The 18,621-nt window shown below is 42.6% G+C and carries 16 protein-coding genes; all 16 read right to left on the bottom strand.

Annotated elements, in window-relative coordinates:
- Positions 1 to 146: 146 nt before the first annotated feature.
- Positions 147 to 1,910, bottom strand: coding sequence for a sigma 54-interacting transcriptional regulator (locus BUB05_RS09855; protein WP_073049442.1), 1,764 nt, complete (start codon positions 1,908 to 1,910; stop codon positions 147 to 149).
- 13 nt (positions 1,911 to 1,923) lie between these two features.
- Positions 1,924 to 2,373: an HD domain-containing protein gene (locus BUB05_RS09850; RefSeq protein WP_073049441.1), complete on the bottom strand. Its 450-nt coding sequence runs from the start codon at positions 2,371 to 2,373 to the stop codon at positions 1,924 to 1,926.
- Positions 2,374 to 2,414: 41 nt separating this feature from the next.
- Entirely contained in the window at positions 2,415 to 3,257 is an 843-nt protein-coding gene (locus BUB05_RS09845; protein ID WP_073049440.1) for a putative ABC transporter permease, read from the bottom strand.
- Complete coding sequence (gene galE, locus BUB05_RS09840) at positions 3,254 to 4,264, bottom strand: UDP-glucose 4-epimerase GalE (RefSeq protein WP_073049439.1); 1,011 nt, start codon at positions 4,262 to 4,264, stop codon at positions 3,254 to 3,256. The genes BUB05_RS09845 and galE overlap by 4 nt, the downstream gene beginning before the upstream one ends.
- Positions 4,265 to 4,382: 118 nt before the next feature.
- Positions 4,383 to 5,432 (bottom strand): DUF697 domain-containing protein, encoded by a 1,050-nt coding sequence (locus BUB05_RS09835; RefSeq protein ID WP_073049438.1) that lies wholly within the window; start codon positions 5,430 to 5,432, stop codon positions 4,383 to 4,385.
- 220 nt (positions 5,433 to 5,652) lie between these two features.
- Positions 5,653 to 6,663, bottom strand: a complete 1,011-nt coding sequence (locus BUB05_RS09830) for an electron transfer flavoprotein subunit alpha/FixB family protein (RefSeq protein ID WP_073049437.1) — start codon at positions 6,661 to 6,663, stop codon at positions 5,653 to 5,655.
- A gap of 16 nt (positions 6,664 to 6,679) precedes the next feature.
- Positions 6,680 to 7,459, bottom strand: coding sequence for an electron transfer flavoprotein subunit beta/FixA family protein (locus tag BUB05_RS09825; RefSeq protein WP_073049436.1), 780 nt, complete (start codon positions 7,457 to 7,459; stop codon positions 6,680 to 6,682).
- Between the two features lie 17 nt (positions 7,460 to 7,476).
- On the bottom strand, positions 7,477 to 8,616 hold the full coding sequence (locus BUB05_RS09820) for an acyl-CoA dehydrogenase (protein ID WP_073049435.1): 1,140 nt from the start codon (positions 8,614 to 8,616) through the stop codon (positions 7,477 to 7,479).
- 441 nt (positions 8,617 to 9,057) lie between these two features.
- On the bottom strand, positions 9,058 to 9,846 hold the full coding sequence (locus BUB05_RS09815) for a putative hydro-lyase (protein WP_073049434.1): 789 nt from the start codon (positions 9,844 to 9,846) through the stop codon (positions 9,058 to 9,060).
- The gene (locus tag BUB05_RS09810; RefSeq protein WP_073049433.1) at positions 9,846 to 10,874 is read right to left on the bottom strand and encodes a 5-oxoprolinase subunit C family protein; all 1,029 of its coding nucleotides are present in this window, start codon (positions 10,872 to 10,874) and stop codon (positions 9,846 to 9,848) included. The genes BUB05_RS09815 and BUB05_RS09810 overlap by 1 nt, the downstream gene beginning before the upstream one ends.
- Positions 10,867 to 11,565, bottom strand: coding sequence for a 5-oxoprolinase subunit PxpB (gene pxpB / locus BUB05_RS09805; RefSeq protein WP_073049432.1), 699 nt, complete (start codon positions 11,563 to 11,565; stop codon positions 10,867 to 10,869). Before pxpB ends, BUB05_RS09810 begins: the two co-directional genes overlap by 8 nt.
- Positions 11,566 to 11,580: 15 nt before the next feature.
- Entirely contained in the window at positions 11,581 to 12,327 is a 747-nt protein-coding gene (locus tag BUB05_RS09800) for a LamB/YcsF family protein (RefSeq protein ID WP_073049431.1), read from the bottom strand.
- 183 nt (positions 12,328 to 12,510) lie between these two features.
- Positions 12,511 to 13,740: an Nramp family divalent metal transporter gene (locus BUB05_RS09795; RefSeq protein ID WP_073049481.1), complete on the bottom strand. Its 1,230-nt coding sequence runs from the start codon at positions 13,738 to 13,740 to the stop codon at positions 12,511 to 12,513.
- A gap of 311 nt (positions 13,741 to 14,051) precedes the next feature.
- Positions 14,052 to 15,413: a sigma-54-dependent transcriptional regulator gene (locus tag BUB05_RS09790; RefSeq protein ID WP_073049430.1), complete on the bottom strand. Its 1,362-nt coding sequence runs from the start codon at positions 15,411 to 15,413 to the stop codon at positions 14,052 to 14,054.
- Complete coding sequence (locus tag BUB05_RS09785; protein WP_073049429.1) at positions 15,388 to 17,031, bottom strand: sensor histidine kinase; 1,644 nt, start codon at positions 17,029 to 17,031, stop codon at positions 15,388 to 15,390. The genes BUB05_RS09790 and BUB05_RS09785 overlap by 26 nt, the downstream gene beginning before the upstream one ends.
- Positions 17,015 to 18,442, bottom strand: a complete 1,428-nt coding sequence (locus BUB05_RS09780) for a sodium:solute symporter family protein (protein ID WP_073049428.1) — start codon at positions 18,440 to 18,442, stop codon at positions 17,015 to 17,017. Before BUB05_RS09780 ends, BUB05_RS09785 begins: the two co-directional genes overlap by 17 nt.
- Between the last annotated feature and the right edge of the window lie 179 nt (positions 18,443 to 18,621).

Raw genomic sequence — 18,621 nt, 5'->3', positions numbered from 1 at the left:
AAATTTGCAATAGCACTTCAAAATTCAAGTATTTTTAGCCATCCATAAGAATATCAAAATGATATTTATTAATAATTGTAAAAAAAATGTAATCAGAAAGATATTTTCGGCATTTATCTCCAATTACATTTATTGAACCGTGTTGTCTATTTGATTTCGTACTTTTTCATTTTCCTGTACAGCGTTGCAGTTCCTATTCCCAAAGCTTCCGCTGCATTTATTTTACCCTCATAGTTGTTTCCATACACTCTCAAGGCGTCATATATTGCTTTTTTCTCCAGACTATCGATGGTGGTGATTATTATAGCTTCTTTTTCATTCATGTTCTTTTTGATTCTCTGTGGTATGTTTTCCATCTTGATATATTTTGATTTTTCCATATTAACAGCATACTCTACAATATTTTCAAGTTCTCTGACATTCCCAGGCCATTCATACATTAGGAGCTGGTCTTCAACATCTCTCTCGAATCCCTTGATGTTCTTGCCAAGTCTCTTGTTATACTGGGCAAGGAAATAATCCAATAGAATTTTTACGTCCCCAAGTCTGTTCCTCAATGGAGGAATATTGATTGGAATTACGCTAAGCCTGTAGTACAAATCTCCTCTGAATTCCCTGTCTTCAACCATATTGTCCAATTTCTTATTGGTAGCCGCTATTACCCTTACATCAAGAGGAATACTTTTACTGCTTCCGATTTTCTCGACTGTTTTCTCCTGAAGCACTCTAAGGAGCTTTGTTTGAAGGTGTAGAGGCATATCCCCTATCTCATCAAGAAATACCGTTCCTCCCTGGGCAAGCTGAAACTTACCCATCTTTCCTCCTTTTACAGCACCTGTAAATGATCCTTCTTCATAGCCGAAAAGTTCACTTTCAAGGAGTGATTCAGGTATTGCTGCACAATTCAGTGTAATGAAGGGATTGTCCTTCCTGTTGCTGTTGTAGTGAATAGCCCTTGCAAACAATTCCTTTCCAGTACCGCTTTCGCCTAAAATCAGTACTGTTGAGTTGCTGTTGGCTACTCGTTTTGCAGTCTCCTTTACACGTTCAACCTCGCTGCTATTGCCGATTATGCTGTCAAATGATATGGAAAGGTCATTGAGGGAAACCTTGTTGACGACATTGTATACGTCACTCATGTTTCTAAATGTTAGTATGGCTCCTGAGCTTTTTCCGCCTATCTTCATGGGCTTGCCCGACAAGAGAGCATGAAACTCTCTTCTGCCGAGTTTTATGGAAGTTTCAATGTTGCTGAATGATGTGTTTTCATCCACCAGTTTTTCAATATATGGTTCAAGAAGGATTTCTCTTATCATTTTACCCTTGAAATAATCCTCGTCATATGAAAAGAAGTTATAGATTACAGAATTGACATATAATATTTCCCCAGTTTCATCCAGAGTTATGATTCCTTCATCTATGGAATTCATAATATGGACCATCTGGTTCTTTACTATTTCCAAGTTATTGGATGCCTCCTGTTCCATAACCTTTCCGATTATCAATTCAGCCATTCTATTCATGTATTCAATTAGATTCTTCCTGTTTTTCAATAGGTCATCTCTTGTTTCTTCGGTAATGGCGATAAGGGCTATGGCTCCCAAAGTCTTTTTCCTGAATTGAATGGGTATGCAAATCATAGCCTGAAGATTGCATTTATCCTTACCTTCACACTTGATACATTGTTCTTCATATTCCTTGCCTTCAACAACAACAGCTTTCCCCGTCCTTATAACCTTGCCCAGGACATAGGTGTCTTTTATGGTTGTAACCTCCAGATCATAGTGCTTTTTTGTATCTGCAATTTTATTGTATTCACAATCTGAAATTATAACATCCATATCCAACACACTGGATATGGCTTCAGCAATTTTTTGCACCAAGTCTTTTATATCCAATAACTTAACCAATCAAATCTCCTTTCTAAACAAGATAATCCCTGGCAGCCACATACTTGTCAACAAGCATCACGAGCCAGCTTTCTGCCGTCCTGGGTGGAGCTATGTTCAAGGGAAACATATGCTTCAAGATTATATCCCTTTCCTTGTCATTCAGCTTGAAATGCTTTTCTGCATTTCTAAGGGATATTGCAGCATGGGTGAAACCGTGCTTCTCGAAAAACTTCTTCCTCCTGAGCTTTCCTTCCTTTCTCCAGTCGTAGAGGAAAAAGTCGTGAAGGAGTCCTCCCCTGGCGGCGGAGATATAGTCAAGGTTCAGTTTTTTTGCAAGCTTATATGAAAGATATGAAACCCTGAGGCTGTGTTCATACACACTGTCCCTGTGGTGGTATACCTTTTTCATCATCCTGAAATGTCTGTCCCTCACAATGTCTTCAACAATTTTCTCATACACCCTGTCATGAAGCAATTGCACACATCTCCTTTAGGCAACTTTCTTTTACATATTTAGCGAGTCTACGACTCTTTCTTGTTTTGCATATAGTTTTTGAATCTTTCCTCAAAATTCCTGATATTTATTTTCATGTCCGGAAATGCCTTGTAAAGCCTGCTTCTGGTAAGACTGTTAAGGCTGTTCTGGTATCTCCTGACCTTTGTAGCAAGGGTGTTCTTCAATCCATAAACAGGATTGAGCTGCATTTTCTCTTCCAGTCTGTTCTTGAATTCATGGACTCTCATATAGTTTCCGAATTTCGGTTTCAGGGTATCGATTATAGTCTTTATTTCACCAACTACAGGAGATGTCTTTTCTATCTCCAGTATAATGGTCCTGAAATCCACCATGGACCTTACTGTAAATGATATATCCGTAATCAGCAGAGCAATGAGTCCATAGGCTACATTGATCGTAGTCTCATTGACCACAGTGTCGACATCTATGGTGCCAAGGAAATGCTTCAACATGAATACAACTGCAGTCCCACCAAGACCCCATATGAGACTGAAACTCATGCAAACATATCCCTTTATATTGAACTTCCTGTCGGAATAGTCCCACCATCTTGTATGGAAAAGTTTCTCCAGCAAGTATCCTGTCAGATATTCCATCACAGAAGTCACAATAAAAATAAGCATAAACACTATGAATGCGTCCCTTGCTTCAAAAGAGCTTAACGATACTGTAACAAAGGGTCTGATTATCAGATAAATCAGGACCACACTGATGCCGTATATGGGACAAAGAGGACTGTGAAGGAATCCTCTGTTAACAAAATGGCCCTTCTTAACAAATGAATATATTACTTCTATGCACCATCCAAGCACTGAAAATACAAGGAAGAGATAAAAAATTCCTGTCATTGTTCATATCCTTTCGGGTTTTCACTCTGCCACTTCCACGAATCCCTGCACATGTCCTCCATGGATTTGACAGCCTTCCATCCCAGTATTTCTTTGGCCTTTGTAACATCTGCATAGCATATGTCTATGTCTCCAGGTCTTCTCTCGGTTATCTCGAAGGGGATCTTTATTCCCGTAGCTTTTTCAAAATTTTCAACAACCTCCAGTACGGTGTATCCCGTTCCCGTTCCCAGGTTAAACTCATTTATCTCCTCTGTTTCAAGGACCCTCTCAAGAGCCTTTATATGACCCATGGCAAGATCCACAACGTGTATATAGTCCCTGACTCCCGTACCATCCTTTGTGTTGTAGTCGTTTCCGAATACGCTGAGCTGCTTCCTTTTCCCTACGGCAACCTGGGTTATGTATGGCATCAGGTTGTTGGGAATGCCGTTGGGATCCTCTCCTATCCTTCCGCTTTCATGAGCTCCTATGGGATTGAAATACCTGAGAAGTGATATGCTCCACGAATTGTCCGAAATGTAGAGGTCCCTCAGTATCATCTCTATCATCATCTTTGTGGTTCCGTATGGATTAGTGGTTCCAAGAGTCATTCCTTCGACCAAGGGAGACTCGTTCAAACCGTAGACCGTAGCCGATGAACTGAATACTATTTTCTTGACTCCATGCTTCTTCATGACCTCGCAAAGTGTAAGTGTTCCCGTCAGATTGTTGTAGTAATATTTAAGAGGCAGTTCCACAGATTCACCTACCGCCTTGTATCCTGCAAAATGAATGACAGCTTCAATACGGTTTTCTTCAAATATGGAATCCATTGACTTTTCATCCAGTATGTCCACCTCGTAAAACTTGAAGTCCTTTCCCGTTATTTCCCTGATCCTGTTAAGTACCTCCGGCTTGCTGTTGCTGAAATTGTCAACAACCACTACCTCGTATCCTCCGTTAAGAAGCTCAACCACCGTATGGCTGCCTATATATCCTGCTCCACCTGTTATCAGTATTCCCATTATGTTCTCCTGTCATCTGTTATTTTATCTCGCTTCCTTGATTCTAATTGTGCTGCAAATGTTGATGTACCTAAAATATTTTACATCAAAGATATATCCGCCGCAAGGCCAACCGGTTTTATTCTTCCTCGTGTTCCTTCTTGCTTTCTTTCTTGAATATATCCTTTACGAAGCTGCCTGTCCTGCCGGCTCCGGTCTTTATGCCGTCTATTGTCTTGTCCGCCCCTGTCTTTATACCGTCAATGGTCCTGTCTATTGTCGCCCTCTTTGACGCCTTGACAAAGGACTTCACTATGTTTACTGAATTCACCTGAACTACAGTTCCAAGAAGCTTGCATGCCTCAATGGTTGCAGACCTTCTTATGAGCCTCTTGTCCCCTTCCTCAAGCCTTGTCATGTATTTCTTTGCTATTACTCCTACCCTCAGTGCAAGAAGTGCATTTGCAGACCCTTCAATTACTGAACTTACTATGAGGTTTGAAACCGCTGCCGCCCCAGGTACAAGGGTGCCTATGGTTCCTCCTATGAGGGAGTTCACTACGGGCTGCAGCTGTTCGTCAAGTATTGCAAGGTCTTCTATCTCCCTGGCCATGAGCACCGTAACCGCTACGTTTATATACAGCTGGAATATATCCTTTATATTAGGCCTCTGGTTGTAGATATGGCTTACCTTCCACACCATTCTTGACAGGCTGGTCATGACGAACAGACCGTCCAGTACTCCATTTTGCGATACCGCCGTTGTCAGAAAAACCGTCGATGCCGTTTCCTTTATGATTTTTTCCGCTTCCCGGTCAAGTACGGAATATGCAGACAAAATCTGCTCACTTATTTCCCTTTCACCGTCAAATTCATGAGAGACAGCCTTAAGCAATGGATTTTTCACGAGCCTTTTCTTGATTGCTGCCAGATACTTTCCATAGGCTGCCTCATCTTCCCTGTCGGGTATTTCCAGAGGTTTCCTAAGCTTCATGAATCCAATGAGGGGCATTGCAAATATACCAAAGAAAAATATAGCCAGAATTCCTGTGACTATCCTCCCCAGATTTATGTTCACTGCTGAAGTTACTACGAAAACGCTGTGAAGCTGGTTAATGATTATTACCGCCAGGAGAACAATGAAACCCGTTCCCACCCACGCAGCCGTCCTTTTTATTGTTTTTTCCATAATATCCGTCCTTTATATGATAAACTTATTACTTTCTTTGTATATGTTTATTATATATCCATTATTGGCTAAAATAAAGAGAGATAAAAAAATAGACCCTGAAACCAGGGTCTATTAAAATTTACAAGTCTAATGTTTGATTTTGTATATAGCGTCCGATCATTTAGTAATTATGCGACTGTCTAATTCCACACAACAATAAATCGTTCCCCGTTTGTTGCTACTGGTTCATTGCCTTAAGCTGTGCCGTGAACTCTGGAACAAGCTTGTTCAAGTCTCCGATAAGACTGAGGTCAGCTACTCCGTGTATTGGTGCATCTGCATCCTTGTTTATTGCGATTACGTACTCGCTGTCCTGCATTCCTGCCAAATGCTGGATAGCTCCTGATATACCGCATGCAACATAAACCAAAGGTCTTACAGTTTTACCTGTTTGTCCAACCTGAAGATCATGATCCAACCAACCGTTGTCGATTGAAGCTCTTGAACCTGCTACTGTACCGCCAAGCTCATGTGCCAGTTCTTTCAAGATTTCGAAGTTTTCAGCGCTGCCTACTCCTCTACCGCCTGAAACTATGAATTGCGCTTCAGTAAGGTCAACAGTATCCTTAAGCTCTTTTATTACGTCTAGAACCTTTATTCTATCAACGTCTGCTGAGAACGTTGTTGTTCTTTTGTCTATTTTTGCTGCATCCACTCTTGACTCGTCTTTTGCAATCATGTCGAAAACGCCAGGTCTAACTGTAGCCATTTGTGGTCTGTGGTCTGTACACATGATTGTAGCCATAAGGTTTCCACCGAATGCAGGTCTTGTCATCATAAGATGTCCAGTTCCTTCTTCTGTAGCAAGGGCCGTACAGTCTGCTGTAAGTCCTGTTCCTACTCTTGCTGCAATTCTAGGTCCAAGGTCTCTTCCAAGATAAGTAGCGCCAACAAGCATCATGCCAGGCTTATCTTTTTCTATCAAATCACAGATTGCTTCAGTGAAAGCATCAGTAGTGAAGTGAGCAAGTTTCTCGTCTTCAACATATATTACCTTGTCAGCTCCATATGCAAGAAGTTCCTTTGCTGATTCTTCCATGTTGTTTCCGAGCAATACGGCTGTCAATTCTTCATTAATGCCATCAGCAATTTCTCTTGCCTTTCCAAGAAGCTCAAGTCCTATTTTTTGTAATTCTCCATCTCTTTGTTCAGCGTATACCCATACACCTTTATATTCATTTAAATTCATTTTCGAAACCTCCACCTTAAATATAGTGCTTTTCTTTAAGCTTTGAAAGTGCAACAGCTGCTGCATCCTTAGCAGGCAATTCAACTAATTCTCCTGCTCCCTTTACTTCCTTGGTCCAAGTCTTCTTAACCTTAGTAGGTGAACCTTTAAGTCCAAGATGCTCAGGATTTACATCAATGTCACTTGCATTCCACATAGTTACTTCCTTGTCATATGCTGTAAAGATGTTTTTCATCTGCATGTATCTTGGTTCGTTAAGGGAATCGATAGCAGTCAACAGGCATGGAGTCTGGATTTCAAGCATTTCATATCCATCTTCAAGAGCCTTTCTTATTTTAAGGCTTTTTCCTTCAACTTCTACATTCTCAACATAAGTTACCTGTGGAAGTCCAAGACTTTCAGCGATTCCAGGTCCTACCTGTGCAGTATCTCCGTCTATTGCCTGTCTTCCTGCCATTACTATATCATAGTCAAGCTTTGCTATTGCTCCTGCAAGAGTTCTTGAAGTTGCAAGAGTGTCAGATCCTGCAAATGCTCTGTCTGAAACCAGTATTGCATCATCGGCACCCATTGCAATTGCTTCCTTAAGCGCAACTTCCGCCTGTGGTGGTCCCATTGTTATTACTGTTACCTTTGCACCGTGCTTATCCTTAAGAGCCAAAGCCTCTTCTATTGCATTCTTGTCATCCGGATTGATTATTGATGGAACTCCGTCTCTGATAAGTGTTCCTTTTACCGGATCTATCTTTACTTCATTTGTATCTGGTACTTGTTTTACACAAACAACTATATTCATCTCTTTATTCCTCCCAATTATCTAAACATGTTTCCTGAGATAACCATTCTCATTACTTCGTTTGTTCCTTCATAAATCTGAGTGATCTTTGAGTCTCTCATCATTCTCTCAACAGGGTATTCCTTGATGAATCCGTATCCACCCATCATCTGTACACAGTTTGTTGTAACTTCCATAGCACAGTCAGATGCAACCATCTTTGCCATAGCTGCCGACTCTGAGTATGACTTGCCGTTGTTCTTATCCATTGCAGCCTTGTATACAAGGTATCTAGCCTGCTCGATCTTAGCCTTCATGTCTGCCATTCTGAACTGAAGGTACTGGAACTTGTGGATAGGTCTTCCAAACTGCTTTCTTTCCTTCATGTATTCAATAGTATGCTCCATTGCTCCTTCTGCTATACCAAGAGCCTGTGCAGCAACACCGATTCTTCCGCCGTCAAGAGTCTTCATCGCTATTCCAAAACCTTTTCCTTCCTTGCCCATAAGGTTCTCGGCAGGAACGATACAATCTTCCATTACGATCTCTCCAACCTGTGATGCTCTTATTCCCATCTTGTCTTCAATCTTTCCTATTGAGATTCCAGGGAAATCCTTTTCTACTATAAAAGCTGACAATCCTTTGGTTCCTTTTGATCTGTCAGTCATTGCAAATATCACGAATGTATCTGCTATTGGACTGTTAGTTATGAAACACTTCTGTCCGTTAAGTATATATTTGTCTCCATCCTTAACCGCTACTGTTCTAACTCCTGCCGCATCAGTTCCTGCTCCCGGCTCTGTAAGTCCAAATGATCCGATATGCTTTCCTGTACAAAGTGCAGGAAGATATTTCTTCTTCTGCTCTTCAGATGCAAATGCGTTTATTGCTCCCATGTTCAGTGAAGTCTGTACCGAGTATGATATACCTACAGAAGCATCTACCTTTGAGATTTCCTCTACTGCAAGGATGTATGAAAGGTAGTCTCCACCTGCTCCATCGTATTCAGTGCTGAAAGGTAGACCAAGAAGTCCGATCTCACCCATTTTCTTGTACTCATTTATTGGAAACGTTCCATTCTGATCATTTTCAGCTGCTTGAGGTTCCAATTCAGTTTGCGCAAATTCTCTTACTGTTTGAACAACCAACTTGTGTTCTTTACTTAGTTCAAAATTCATTTTTTCCTCCTGTGTGAATCAAACATAATTACTATTTAATATGGGTTAATGATATTACATTGTTAAACTATGTACAATATCGCACTTTTTAGGTATTATGTACCAAAATGGATATATAGTTACTATTTTGATACTAAATTACAATTTGTATACATAAGCTCTAAAACCGAGTTTTATCAAGCCATACAGCCATCATTTCAAAAAATAAACGGTTTTTCACGCGTTTTTTCAGCAAAAAAATCCGGCTTATTAACTGAAATTTTTTTTGCAATTTTCTTTATAAAAATAACAATAAAGGCTAAAAAATTTGTTATATTTTTATCAGTAAATAATTCAAATACAACTTAATTCGTTGCCGCAAGTCATATTTGCAAGTATTAAAATACAACAAAAAAAGACCCATCCAACGGGATAGGTCTCACTTTTGTCAAATTCCATTATTCAATATGTTATGAGGTCGCTGTTTTTTATGCCCGTAACGAACATGTATCCCGGACCGTGGGTGATTGCAAATGGTATCTTGCTCTGTCTCAAGGCATTCTGGGGAGTCACGCCGCAGGCCCAGAATACAGGCACCTCGTCTTCCTCTATTCCCACAAAATCTCCATAGTCGGGCTTTGTTATATCATCAATACCAATATCAGCAGGATTTCCGACATGTACGGGAGCACCGTGGACCTTTGCAAAACTTGATGTTATCATTACAGCCCTTGATACGTCCCTGGCCTTGATCGGCCTCATTGATACAACCATGTTTCCGCTGAAAACTCCACTGTCCTCCAGCCTTATGTTTGTATCGTACATGGCTACATTGGCCTTCTTCTCAATATGGGGAATCCTGATTCCCTCCTTCACCAGCTCAGACTCGAAGGTAAAGCTGCATCCTATTATGAATGACACCAGGTCATCGGAATGGTATTTTTCCACATTCTCGATATTCTCAACCAGCTTCCCATCCCTGTAGATATTGTAGTTCCCTATATCAGTATAGATGTTTGACCCGGCTGCTATTTTATCCAGATGTTTTTCTCCCGTGTCCGATACGTAGAGCAGAGGACAAGGCTTCGGATTCCTGTATGCAAAAAGAAGGAAATCATATGCATATTCCTTGGGAAGTATAACAAGATTTCCCTGGGCATAACCTGAAGCCACGCCCGAGGTGGGCATCATGAATTCCCTGTTCCTGATCAGTTGCCTTATTGTTTCCGGTGTTGCATTTGAATAGTCCATCATACCTCCACCGCCTTTACATTGTATGTTTTGTTGTTGAAGCTGAGAGTAAACCTTCTCAGCTCATTTACCCTGTAGTATCCGTAGTCAAGGCTTTCCTTCCATGCACGAATCTTCATGTTAAGTTCTCTCCACAGCTCAATTGCTTCATCAACAGTCACAGACTGAAACTCCACAATATCCTGTGGCTTCTTCTGTGAAAGGTAGGGCAGGTCTGACTGGATTACCTGGCCTATCTTCGTATATCCTCCGGTGGTCTGCCTGTCGGCCATCATCACTATTGGCTGTCCGTTTCCGGGAATCTGTATGGAACCGAAGTTTATGCCCCCGGATATGATGTCTCCATTTGTGACATGTTCCACAACATCGCCCTTCATCCTGTATCCCATCCTGTCCGAATCGTTCTGTATGGTGTATTGGGAGTTCAAAAACGTTCCCACTCCCTTTTCCGTGAACCTGTCCTTTTCATTGCCGTATACAAATCTAACCTTTCTAGGATGGAATAAAAGGTCCTTTATCTCCCTGGTGACCTGCACTGCTCTCGACATTGAAGACTCAAGGTCTGGAAAATCCAGCACGTCTCCAGCCATAAGCTTTCTTCCCTTATGTCCTCCAATGGATGCTCTTAAAAACGTGGAGCTGCTTCCAAGAACCTTGGGTATGTCAAGACCTCCTCTAACGGCCAGATATGAAAGCTTTCCATATCTGCAGAATCCGCTGTCCAGGACGTCTCCCTTGTTGACAAAGAGCGTCCTGTCTATCCATACGGGCCTTCCGTTGACTGTGAATCCCATGTCGCATCCGGTTATTGCAATAACTGCATCTTTCTGGAACTCTATCTTGTCTCCCTTCACGGTCATCTCTAAGCATGGAGCTTTCTCATCGTTTCCAACAAGTATGTTTGCCAGCCTCAAAGACAGCTGATCCATTGCTCCCGACACTGATATTCCTTTCGCCTGATGCCCAAACCTGCCCAGGTCCTGTATGGTTGAAAACATTCCCGATTTCAATATCTTCATGCTACCCATGATCCACCTCCGGATTCCTTTCCATCTCTTCATACTCCTTCGATGAAATGCTTCTGTACTTTATGTACTGGCCTGCTTCAATGAGAACCGGATTTTCCCTGTACGGATCAAAGAGTTTCAGGGGTGTGCGGCCTATGATCTGCCATCCCCCTGGACTCTCTATGGGATATACTCCCGTCTGTGATCCTGCTATGCCTACAGACCCTGCAGGTATCCTGCTCCTTGGTTCCTTCTTTCTAGGTGTTGCAATGGACTCGTCCATTCCGCCAAGGTATGGGAATCCGGGAGTGAAGCCCACCATGTAGACAAGATATTCAGGGGCCGTATGCCTCTTGACAAGCTCCTCCCTGGTCATATTGTGGATGCTGCAAACTTCATCAATATCGAGTCCGTAGGGCTCTTCGTAGCAGACTGGAATTTCCACGATTTCCCTCTCTTCATCTCCATCATCCATGGACATGGAGACTATTTCTTCTATTTTCTCCAGGAGAGAGTTATAATCAACATCCAGACAATCGTAGTTCACTGTAATGGTATGGTATGCAGGTATTATGTCTACGATTAAATCTGATATTCTATCACCAATTTCCCTGGTAACGGAACGAATGCATCTGTTTATTTCCTCGCTTATTTCAGCAGGATATTCTATCATTATGGAATTGTCGCTTATGGCCATAACTTTTGGTTTCATCGATTCCACCTTCCATCATCCTATCTCGAATCCAAGGCTTTCAAGTCTCTGCCTCAGTGTTTTCACAAAACTCAGTGCCTCGTCGTTGTCTCCATGAACGCAGACCGTATCCGCCTTGATCTTCACTATTTTTCCGCTTACACTTTCCACCTCGCCCTGCTGGACCATCCTCGCTATCCTGTCGGCACAATACTCGGCACCCTTTACGAATGCTCCAGGCTGACTTCTTGGCACAAGCACTCCTTCATCAGTGTATCCCCTGTCAGCAAATACTTCATTCTTGAACTCAAGTCCGATTTCTACTGCAGCCTTTGCGGTCTCCGAACCCGGAAGTCCAAATAGAACAAGGTTTGGATCTATTGATTTCACTGCCTTCACTATGGCTTCTGAAAGTATCTTATCCTTTGCCGCCATGTTGTAAAGGGCTCCGTGGGGCTTCACGTGTGCAAGCTTTCCTCCCCTGGCTTCAACGAAGGCCTTGAGCGCACCAACCTGGTATATCACATAATTCCTGGCTTCATCTCCGGAAATGTTCATGTTTCTTCTTCCAAAACCCATAAGGTCCGGCATTCCCGGATGGGCTCCCATCTTCACGTTGTTCTCAAGGGCCATTTCAACAGTTTTGTCCATTACCATGGGGTCCCCTGCATGGAATCCGCAGGCTATGTTTACTGATGAAACAAATTTCAGTATTTCACTGTCCATTCCAAGGTTGTATGCTCCAAAACTTTCACCAAGGTCGCTGTTAAGATCTATTATCATTTTACACCTCTCAAAATATCATCATCAATTTATTATAAGCTTCATTTCATATGTCCAATAATTCATTATACTTCAATTTTCATAACATTTACAATAAAAGCAAAAGTGTATAAATCGGGTATGCATTTTCATCTTCCCTAAGCTGTAAAAAGAGGTGGATTCGCGTCCACCTCCCATTGTCTCTTACATCAATCCGAATACCTTGGCAAGACTCTTAAGTCCAAGACCTATAGCTACCAGAACAACCATGAATCCAAGAATGTTGGATGCCTTGGAATTCACATATTCATTAAGTCTTGACTTGTTGTTCATTACATAGAGAAGGAATATTGCAACTATAGGTAGCATGATTCCATTGGCTGCCTGTGCGAATATTATTGCACTTAGAGGCTTAAGACCTATTGCAGAGAATACTATTCCAATAATGAGAACTGCCATCCAGATTATTCTGAACTTCTTGTCCTTCATGTCCTTTTCCCATCCAAGGGCACCTGCAGTTGCATAGGCTGCTGCAAGAGGAGCCGTTACTGCCGATGACAGACCCGCACTGAATAGTCCAAGTGCGAAGATGTTTTTAGCCCATGAACCAAGAAGTGGTTCAAGCTGCTGAGCCATTTCTCCTGCATTGGATATTGCTATACCGGTACCGAAGAAAGCTGCAGATGCAGTCACTATTACAGCCATGGATATGAGGCCGCCTAAAATCATTGAAACCAATATGTCAGCCTTTGATTCGCTTATTCCCGATGCGTCCTTCCATCTTTCCTGTACTGCAGAAGAATGAAGGAATAGGTTGTATGGTACGACTGTTGTTCCTATAAGTGCTATTACTATGAATACTGATCCTTCAGGTACTGAAGGTATGAGTCCTTTTGCTATCATGCCAAGGTCAGGTCTTACTATAATTGCAGTTGTTATGAATATGCAGCTCATTGCCACAACAAGTCCAACCAGGAATTTCTCCACAAGCTTGTAGCTTCCCGTATAAAGAAGTGCGAAGGCTCCTATTCCCATTAAAGGTCCCCAGATATTCATTGATATTCCAGTTACAGCTTCAAGGCCAAGCGCTCCGCCAAGGATGTTTCCAGTCTCATATGCTGCACAACCTATTCCTATTGCCGATATTACAAGGAAGATGCTCACATATTTCATTACCGGATTGTCAAACTGCTCCCTCAGCGCCTCTCCAAGACCCTTTCTCGTTACGATTCCAAGCCTTGCAGACATTTCCTGGAGAACTATTGTTGCAATTACGGAAAACACCATTGCCCACAAAAGCGCATATCCGTAGTTTGCTCCCGCCAGGGATGCCGTTGTCACCGTTCCCGGCCCTATGAATGCAGCCGTTACTACTGCCGCCGGTCCCATTGTCTTGAGTTTCGCTATAAATCCCTTTGATGATTCTTGTTCCATTTGGTTCATTCTTGAACTCTCTTTTGTACTTGTACTCATCTGTTCCTCCTTAATATTATTCACTTGCCTATAACAAAAGCAATAACCGTGCCAATATAGAGGACTTTTGTAGTCACATTGAATACACCTCCAGGTATCAAACTCTTTAAAACCTTGTATTTCAACATTGAAATGGATTTTGCCTATAAAAAAATACTATTCCACAAAAAAGAAAAAACGCTGAAAACCCTTATGGTTTCCAGCACGTCGTGTGATTCCGCACATATTTTTTGTTCGTTTTCGCACATTCTTGCGGATTCGCACAGTTGTAATCAGTTCAATCCATACTTCTCCAGCCTTCTCATGAGCGAGTACCTTGACATATTGAGAAGGTCCGCAGCCTTGGATACATTGCTGCCGGACATCTCCATTGCCTCTGTTATATATCCCTTCTCAATCCTTGCCACTTCTTCTTCAAGGTCGAAACCTTCGGGCAGGTCGAAGTCCTTAATGGCCTTATCCAAGCCCCTATCTCCGTCGCTGAACATGGTGAAGTCGGAATCCTTCAAGACCCTGTCGGAAGAAAGTATGCATAGCCTCTCTATTATGTTGCTCAGCTCCCTAACATTGCCTGGCCAGCTGTATTTTCCTGCAGCCTCTATGAAGGAATCCGATGCTTCGATTTTCTTTCCGAACTTTGCTGAGTATACCTTCAGAAAATGCCTTATAAGGAGTCCCAGATCATCAATCCTTTCCCTGAGGGGAGGTATGTTGACTGGAAAAACGTTCAGCCTGTAGTAAAGGTCCTCCCTGAACTCTCCCTGCTTTATGGCTTCCACCAGGTCCTTGTTTGTGGCAGCTATGACTCTAACATCCACCGGTATCTCCTTGACGCTTCCAACCCTCATGAGCTTCTTGCTTTCAAGCACTCTCAAGAGCTTTGCCTGAACCTCTGTTGATATCTCTCCAATCTCATCTAAAAAGATTGTTCCCTCGCTTGCAGCCTCTATGAGGCCTATCTTTTCCTTGTCTGCTCCTGTGAAGGCTCCCTTCACATAACCGAAGAGCTCGCTTTCCACAAGATTGGCGGGAAGGGCTGCGCAGTTTACCTTCACATAGGGCTTGTCGGCCCTCGGGCTGTTGCTGTATACGTATTCGGCAGCAAGCTCCTTCCCCGTACCGGACTCTCCCCTTATGAGTACTGTCACATCGTTCATGCGCGCAACCTTAAGGAGATCGTCAAGCATGTTCCTTATGACATGAGACTCCCCTATGAAGTTGACCTTGTTAAGCTGTTTTTCCTTTTCATGAAGATAGATCTTGTTCTTCATTATCTTCATGTCCAGGGCCTTTTCGATTATGAATTGAAGCTCGTCAATGTCGAAAGGCTTGTTGAGAAAGTCGAATACTCCTTTCTTGACTGCAGTGACAGCAGACTTTATGTCTCCGTAAGCCGTCAGTATTATTATCTGCACATTGGGATTTGACTCCCTCAGGCTTTCTATGAGGTCAAGTCCGTTTTCAAAACCAAGGTTGAGGTCAAGAATTATAAGCTCAGGTGAAAATTCCGAATTAACCTTGTATGCCTCCATTGAATTCTTTGCAGCCTTCACCTGGTGTCCGAAATCCTTGAGCCCTTCACCAAGGGTCAGCCTTATTCCCGCTTCATCATCTATAATCAGTATCCTGCTCATTTGCAACCACCTCGAATTTTAGTTTGACATCCGTGCCTTGTCCAGGCACGCTTTCCATTTTAATCCTGCCACCATTTTCATTGACAAGATTCTTAACGACAGAAAGTCCCAGTCCTACACCCTTTTCGTAGGATGTATAGAAGGGGTCGAATATCTTTTCCATATCTTCCTTTTTAATGCCCTTGCCGTTGTCTTTGAATGTAATGTTTATGTATTCATTGCCGTCCGCATCCCTTGAATTTGCAACGGATACCTTCAGCTTCTTCTCCCTCTTGTCCATTGCATTGAGCGCATTGGTTATTATGTTGATATATATCTGCTTCATCTGGTTGGGGTCGCAGTATCCCGTGGTATTTTCCGCATTGTTCTCCAACTCAAGCTTCACACCGATGGTTGCCATGCTGTCCCTGTAGAGGTCGAAGCTTGATTCCAGCACCTCCATATAGTCACATTTGACCTTCATTGCCCTGCCGGGCTTTGAATAGTTGAGAATGTCATTAATGAGGTAGTTGAGCCTGTCCACCTCTCCTATGAGCATCTCGTATATCTCCCGGGAGGAGTCATCTTCTCCGTATCTTTTTCCCAAGACCTGAATTCCGGCCCTTATTCCAGACAGGGGATTCCTTATTTCATGAGCAAGGCTTGCAGCCACATTCCCCAGGGAGGAAAGCTTGTTCATATGGTCCATCCTGCTTTCCATTTCCTTCCTCTTTGTTATATCCTGGATGCTGACGATTTTCCCGAAGTCCTCTATGGATGTTATAGCAATGTCAAGATATCTGTCGTTGCCTTCACCGTCATCGAAGGTGTATATATCGTTTTCGGCAACTTCCTTGATGAAGTTTTCAAGCTTTTTGGAATCGTCCTTCACCCCAAGACCTCGAGACAGTATGCCTTCTCCCAGCCTGTTGGTCTTGTACACTTCATTCTCTTCATCCATGAGGAAAAGCGCTATTGGAGCATCCTCTATTATCTTCGCGTTAAGGTCCCGCAGGTATTCTATCTTTTCCGTGTTCTGGTTGATTGTCCTCATCATTTTGCCGAAGGAATCGTTCAGTACTCCAAGCTCGTCCTTCCTGTATGAATCCTCGATTTCAACATCCTTTTCTTCCTCGATTCCTACGCAGGTTTCAGTAAGCTTCTTGATGGGCCTTGAGATGTTGAAGGCCAGGATTATAATGATCTGGGCCGATGCAAGCATTGAAACTATGGCTATGAGTATGGAGTTTTTCTGGAATGAGAAGAGCTCCAGGGCAATTATGCCCCTGTCGTATCCAAGTACCAGATAACTGTCATTGTCAAGTCTCCTGTATGTTGTTATATACTCTTCGTCCATGGTGTATCCATCACCTGCCCCAAGAGGCAAAAGCTCTGCAGAGGTCATGATTTCAAGGTCATATACGTCATAGTCGAGTTCGATATCGTCCAGGCTGTTTCCGTTCTTCTCATATATGACCTCAATATTGTCCATAAGCTCCTCCATATGTTCCAGCTGCCTCTCGGAGACCATTTGGCTGGCATTGTAATAGGATATGGCTCCCAGTACAATTATGGGTATCACCACCAGTGCCAAAAGAGGAAAAAGTATCTTGTTTTCTATATCAAGCTTTATTTTCATACAACTCACCTATATATGTAAAAAGAATGAAGAAAACTACAGCCGCAGCAAAGGAAGGTATTACAGGGTGTACATTGTAGCTGCTGTTGAAAAATCCCTGCTTCTGCAGCGAATATAACATGACCACCAGGCCTGCCGTTATGGAAGCTGTAGCACCTGTGCTGTTGGCCTTTTTCCATATGCTTCCTCCATAGACCGGAATGAAGAATGTAATGGAAAATATGGACCAAATTATGGAGCCGTAAATCAAAAGGCTCGATGGAGGTGTAAACGACAGGGTGAGGCTTGCCGTTGCCGCTGCGACTATTACTATTCTTGAATAGTTGAGCATCCTGTCCTGTCTTATTTCCCTTCCTGCAACAGTCGTGACTATGTCCACCATAAAACCGCTTGACAGTATGAGAAGCTGGGAGTTTATGGTGGATATGGCGGCTGCAGCCATTCCTATTAGTATAAGGCCGCTGAACCTTGTGTATATGGTATTGTTTATGAGGTAGGAATATATCTCGTCAACTGGAACAATTGATTGTATCTGTGGTTCCAGAACCCTTCCACCCAATCCCACCAGGGCAAGGAGCACATACAACACCGCAAGTATGAATACTGAATAGGATATCATCTTCTTTGCAGTGAGAGCCGAATCCGCCGCAGATATCCTTATGAGATACTGTGGATTCACAGCCAGTCCAAGCCCCCAGGCCATGGATGTGGATATGAGAACGGGTACGGGAGTGTTGATTCGGAATATGCTGCCGCTGTTTTCAACAGCCGCCTCTTTGGCAAGAAAATGCAGTGATGATATTGATTCAAACCTGCCAAGTATCAGGAATGCTGTAATTACAACACCGATAATTGTAATTATTATATTCAATGCATCCGTCCTTGCAACGGAAAAGAATCCTCCGTAGGTAGTATACACTATGAAAAGGTATACCAGGAAAATGGACATTGAATAACTGATGTCAAGAAGATTTGACACTACTATGCCGAATCCCGTTATCTGGATTATTATATACATTATATAGCAGAAGATCACCGTAAGGCCGCCGAAAACCTGAAGCCCCTTTGAGCCGTATCTCTTCCTGAAAAACTCAGGGATCGTCGTCAGGTCGTAATCCCTTATGACATCAACTATGAGCACCAAAAATCCGGCACCGAAGAACCAGCCAACTACAGACATGAGAAAAACCTCGTATCCCGAATTGTATACGGAGCCGGTGAATCCCATCATGGAGGCTACGCTGAACCATGTGGCTGTAAAGGTGAATATGGAAGGCATGAGCTTCATGGACTTTCCTCCAACAAAAAAATCCTCCACAGTCTCCGTCTCCTTCAGTCCTCCCTTTCCTGCAATGAGGATGAGAAGAGAATATACCGAAAAGGCTATTAGATACATCATTATCTTATTCATTTTCCTTCTTCCTTTCAGTATATTTCATGATCATATAGGGGGTGAGGGCAGAGATGGCAAATATGCCGAATATAGTGATGAAATATTTTACAGATATCCCAAATATCATAAGTTCCTCCTGATTGTTCATGTATTCATTATATTATCTGCATATTTATTAATCAACCAAAACAACATAA

The organism is Dethiosulfatibacter aminovorans DSM 17477 (assembly GCF_900142005.1).
GTDB classification, from domain to species: Bacteria; Bacillota; Clostridia; order Tissierellales; family Dethiosulfatibacteraceae; genus Dethiosulfatibacter; species Dethiosulfatibacter aminovorans.
The sequence above is the reverse complement of the archived record's forward strand: the minus strand, read 5'-3'. Positions and strand labels throughout refer to the sequence as shown.

Excerpts from the sequence above, each read along its gene's own strand:
- BUB05_RS09845 (WP_073049440.1), bottom strand. The coding sequence starts at position 3,257 with ATGACAGGAATTTTTTATCTCTTCCTTGTATTTTCAGTGCTTGGATGG.
- galE (WP_073049439.1), bottom strand. The coding sequence starts at position 4,264 with ATGGGAATACTGATAACAGGTGGAGCAGGATATATAGGCAGCCATACG.
- BUB05_RS09835 (WP_073049438.1), bottom strand. The coding sequence starts at position 5,432 with ATGGAAAAAACAATAAAAAGGACGGCTGCGTGGGTGGGAACGGGTTTC.
- BUB05_RS09830 (WP_073049437.1), bottom strand. The coding sequence starts at position 6,663 with ATGAATTTAAATGAATATAAAGGTGTATGGGTATACGCTGAACAAAGA.
- BUB05_RS09825 (WP_073049436.1), bottom strand. The coding sequence starts at position 7,459 with ATGAATATAGTTGTTTGTGTAAAACAAGTACCAGATACAAATGAAGTA.
- BUB05_RS09820 (WP_073049435.1), bottom strand. The coding sequence starts at position 8,616 with ATGAATTTTGAACTAAGTAAAGAACACAAGTTGGTTGTTCAAACAGTA.
- BUB05_RS09815 (WP_073049434.1), bottom strand. The coding sequence starts at position 9,846 with ATGGACTATTCAAATGCAACACCGGAAACAATAAGGCAACTGATCAGG.
- BUB05_RS09810 (WP_073049433.1), bottom strand. The coding sequence starts at position 10,874 with ATGGGTAGCATGAAGATATTGAAATCGGGAATGTTTTCAACCATACAG.
- pxpB (WP_073049432.1), bottom strand. The coding sequence starts at position 11,565 with ATGAAACCAAAAGTTATGGCCATAAGCGACAATTCCATAATGATAGAA.
- BUB05_RS09800 (WP_073049431.1), bottom strand. The coding sequence starts at position 12,327 with ATGATAATAGATCTTAACAGCGACCTTGGTGAAAGTTTTGGAGCATAC.
- BUB05_RS09795 (WP_073049481.1), bottom strand. The coding sequence starts at position 13,740 with ATGGAACAAGAATCATCAAAGGGATTTATAGCGAAACTCAAGACAATG.
- BUB05_RS09790 (WP_073049430.1), bottom strand. The coding sequence starts at position 15,413 with ATGAGCAGGATACTGATTATAGATGATGAAGCGGGAATAAGGCTGACC.
- BUB05_RS09785 (WP_073049429.1), bottom strand. The coding sequence starts at position 17,031 with ATGAAAATAAAGCTTGATATAGAAAACAAGATACTTTTTCCTCTTTTG.
- BUB05_RS09780 (WP_073049428.1), bottom strand. The coding sequence starts at position 18,442 with ATGAATAAGATAATGATGTATCTAATAGCCTTTTCGGTATATTCTCTT.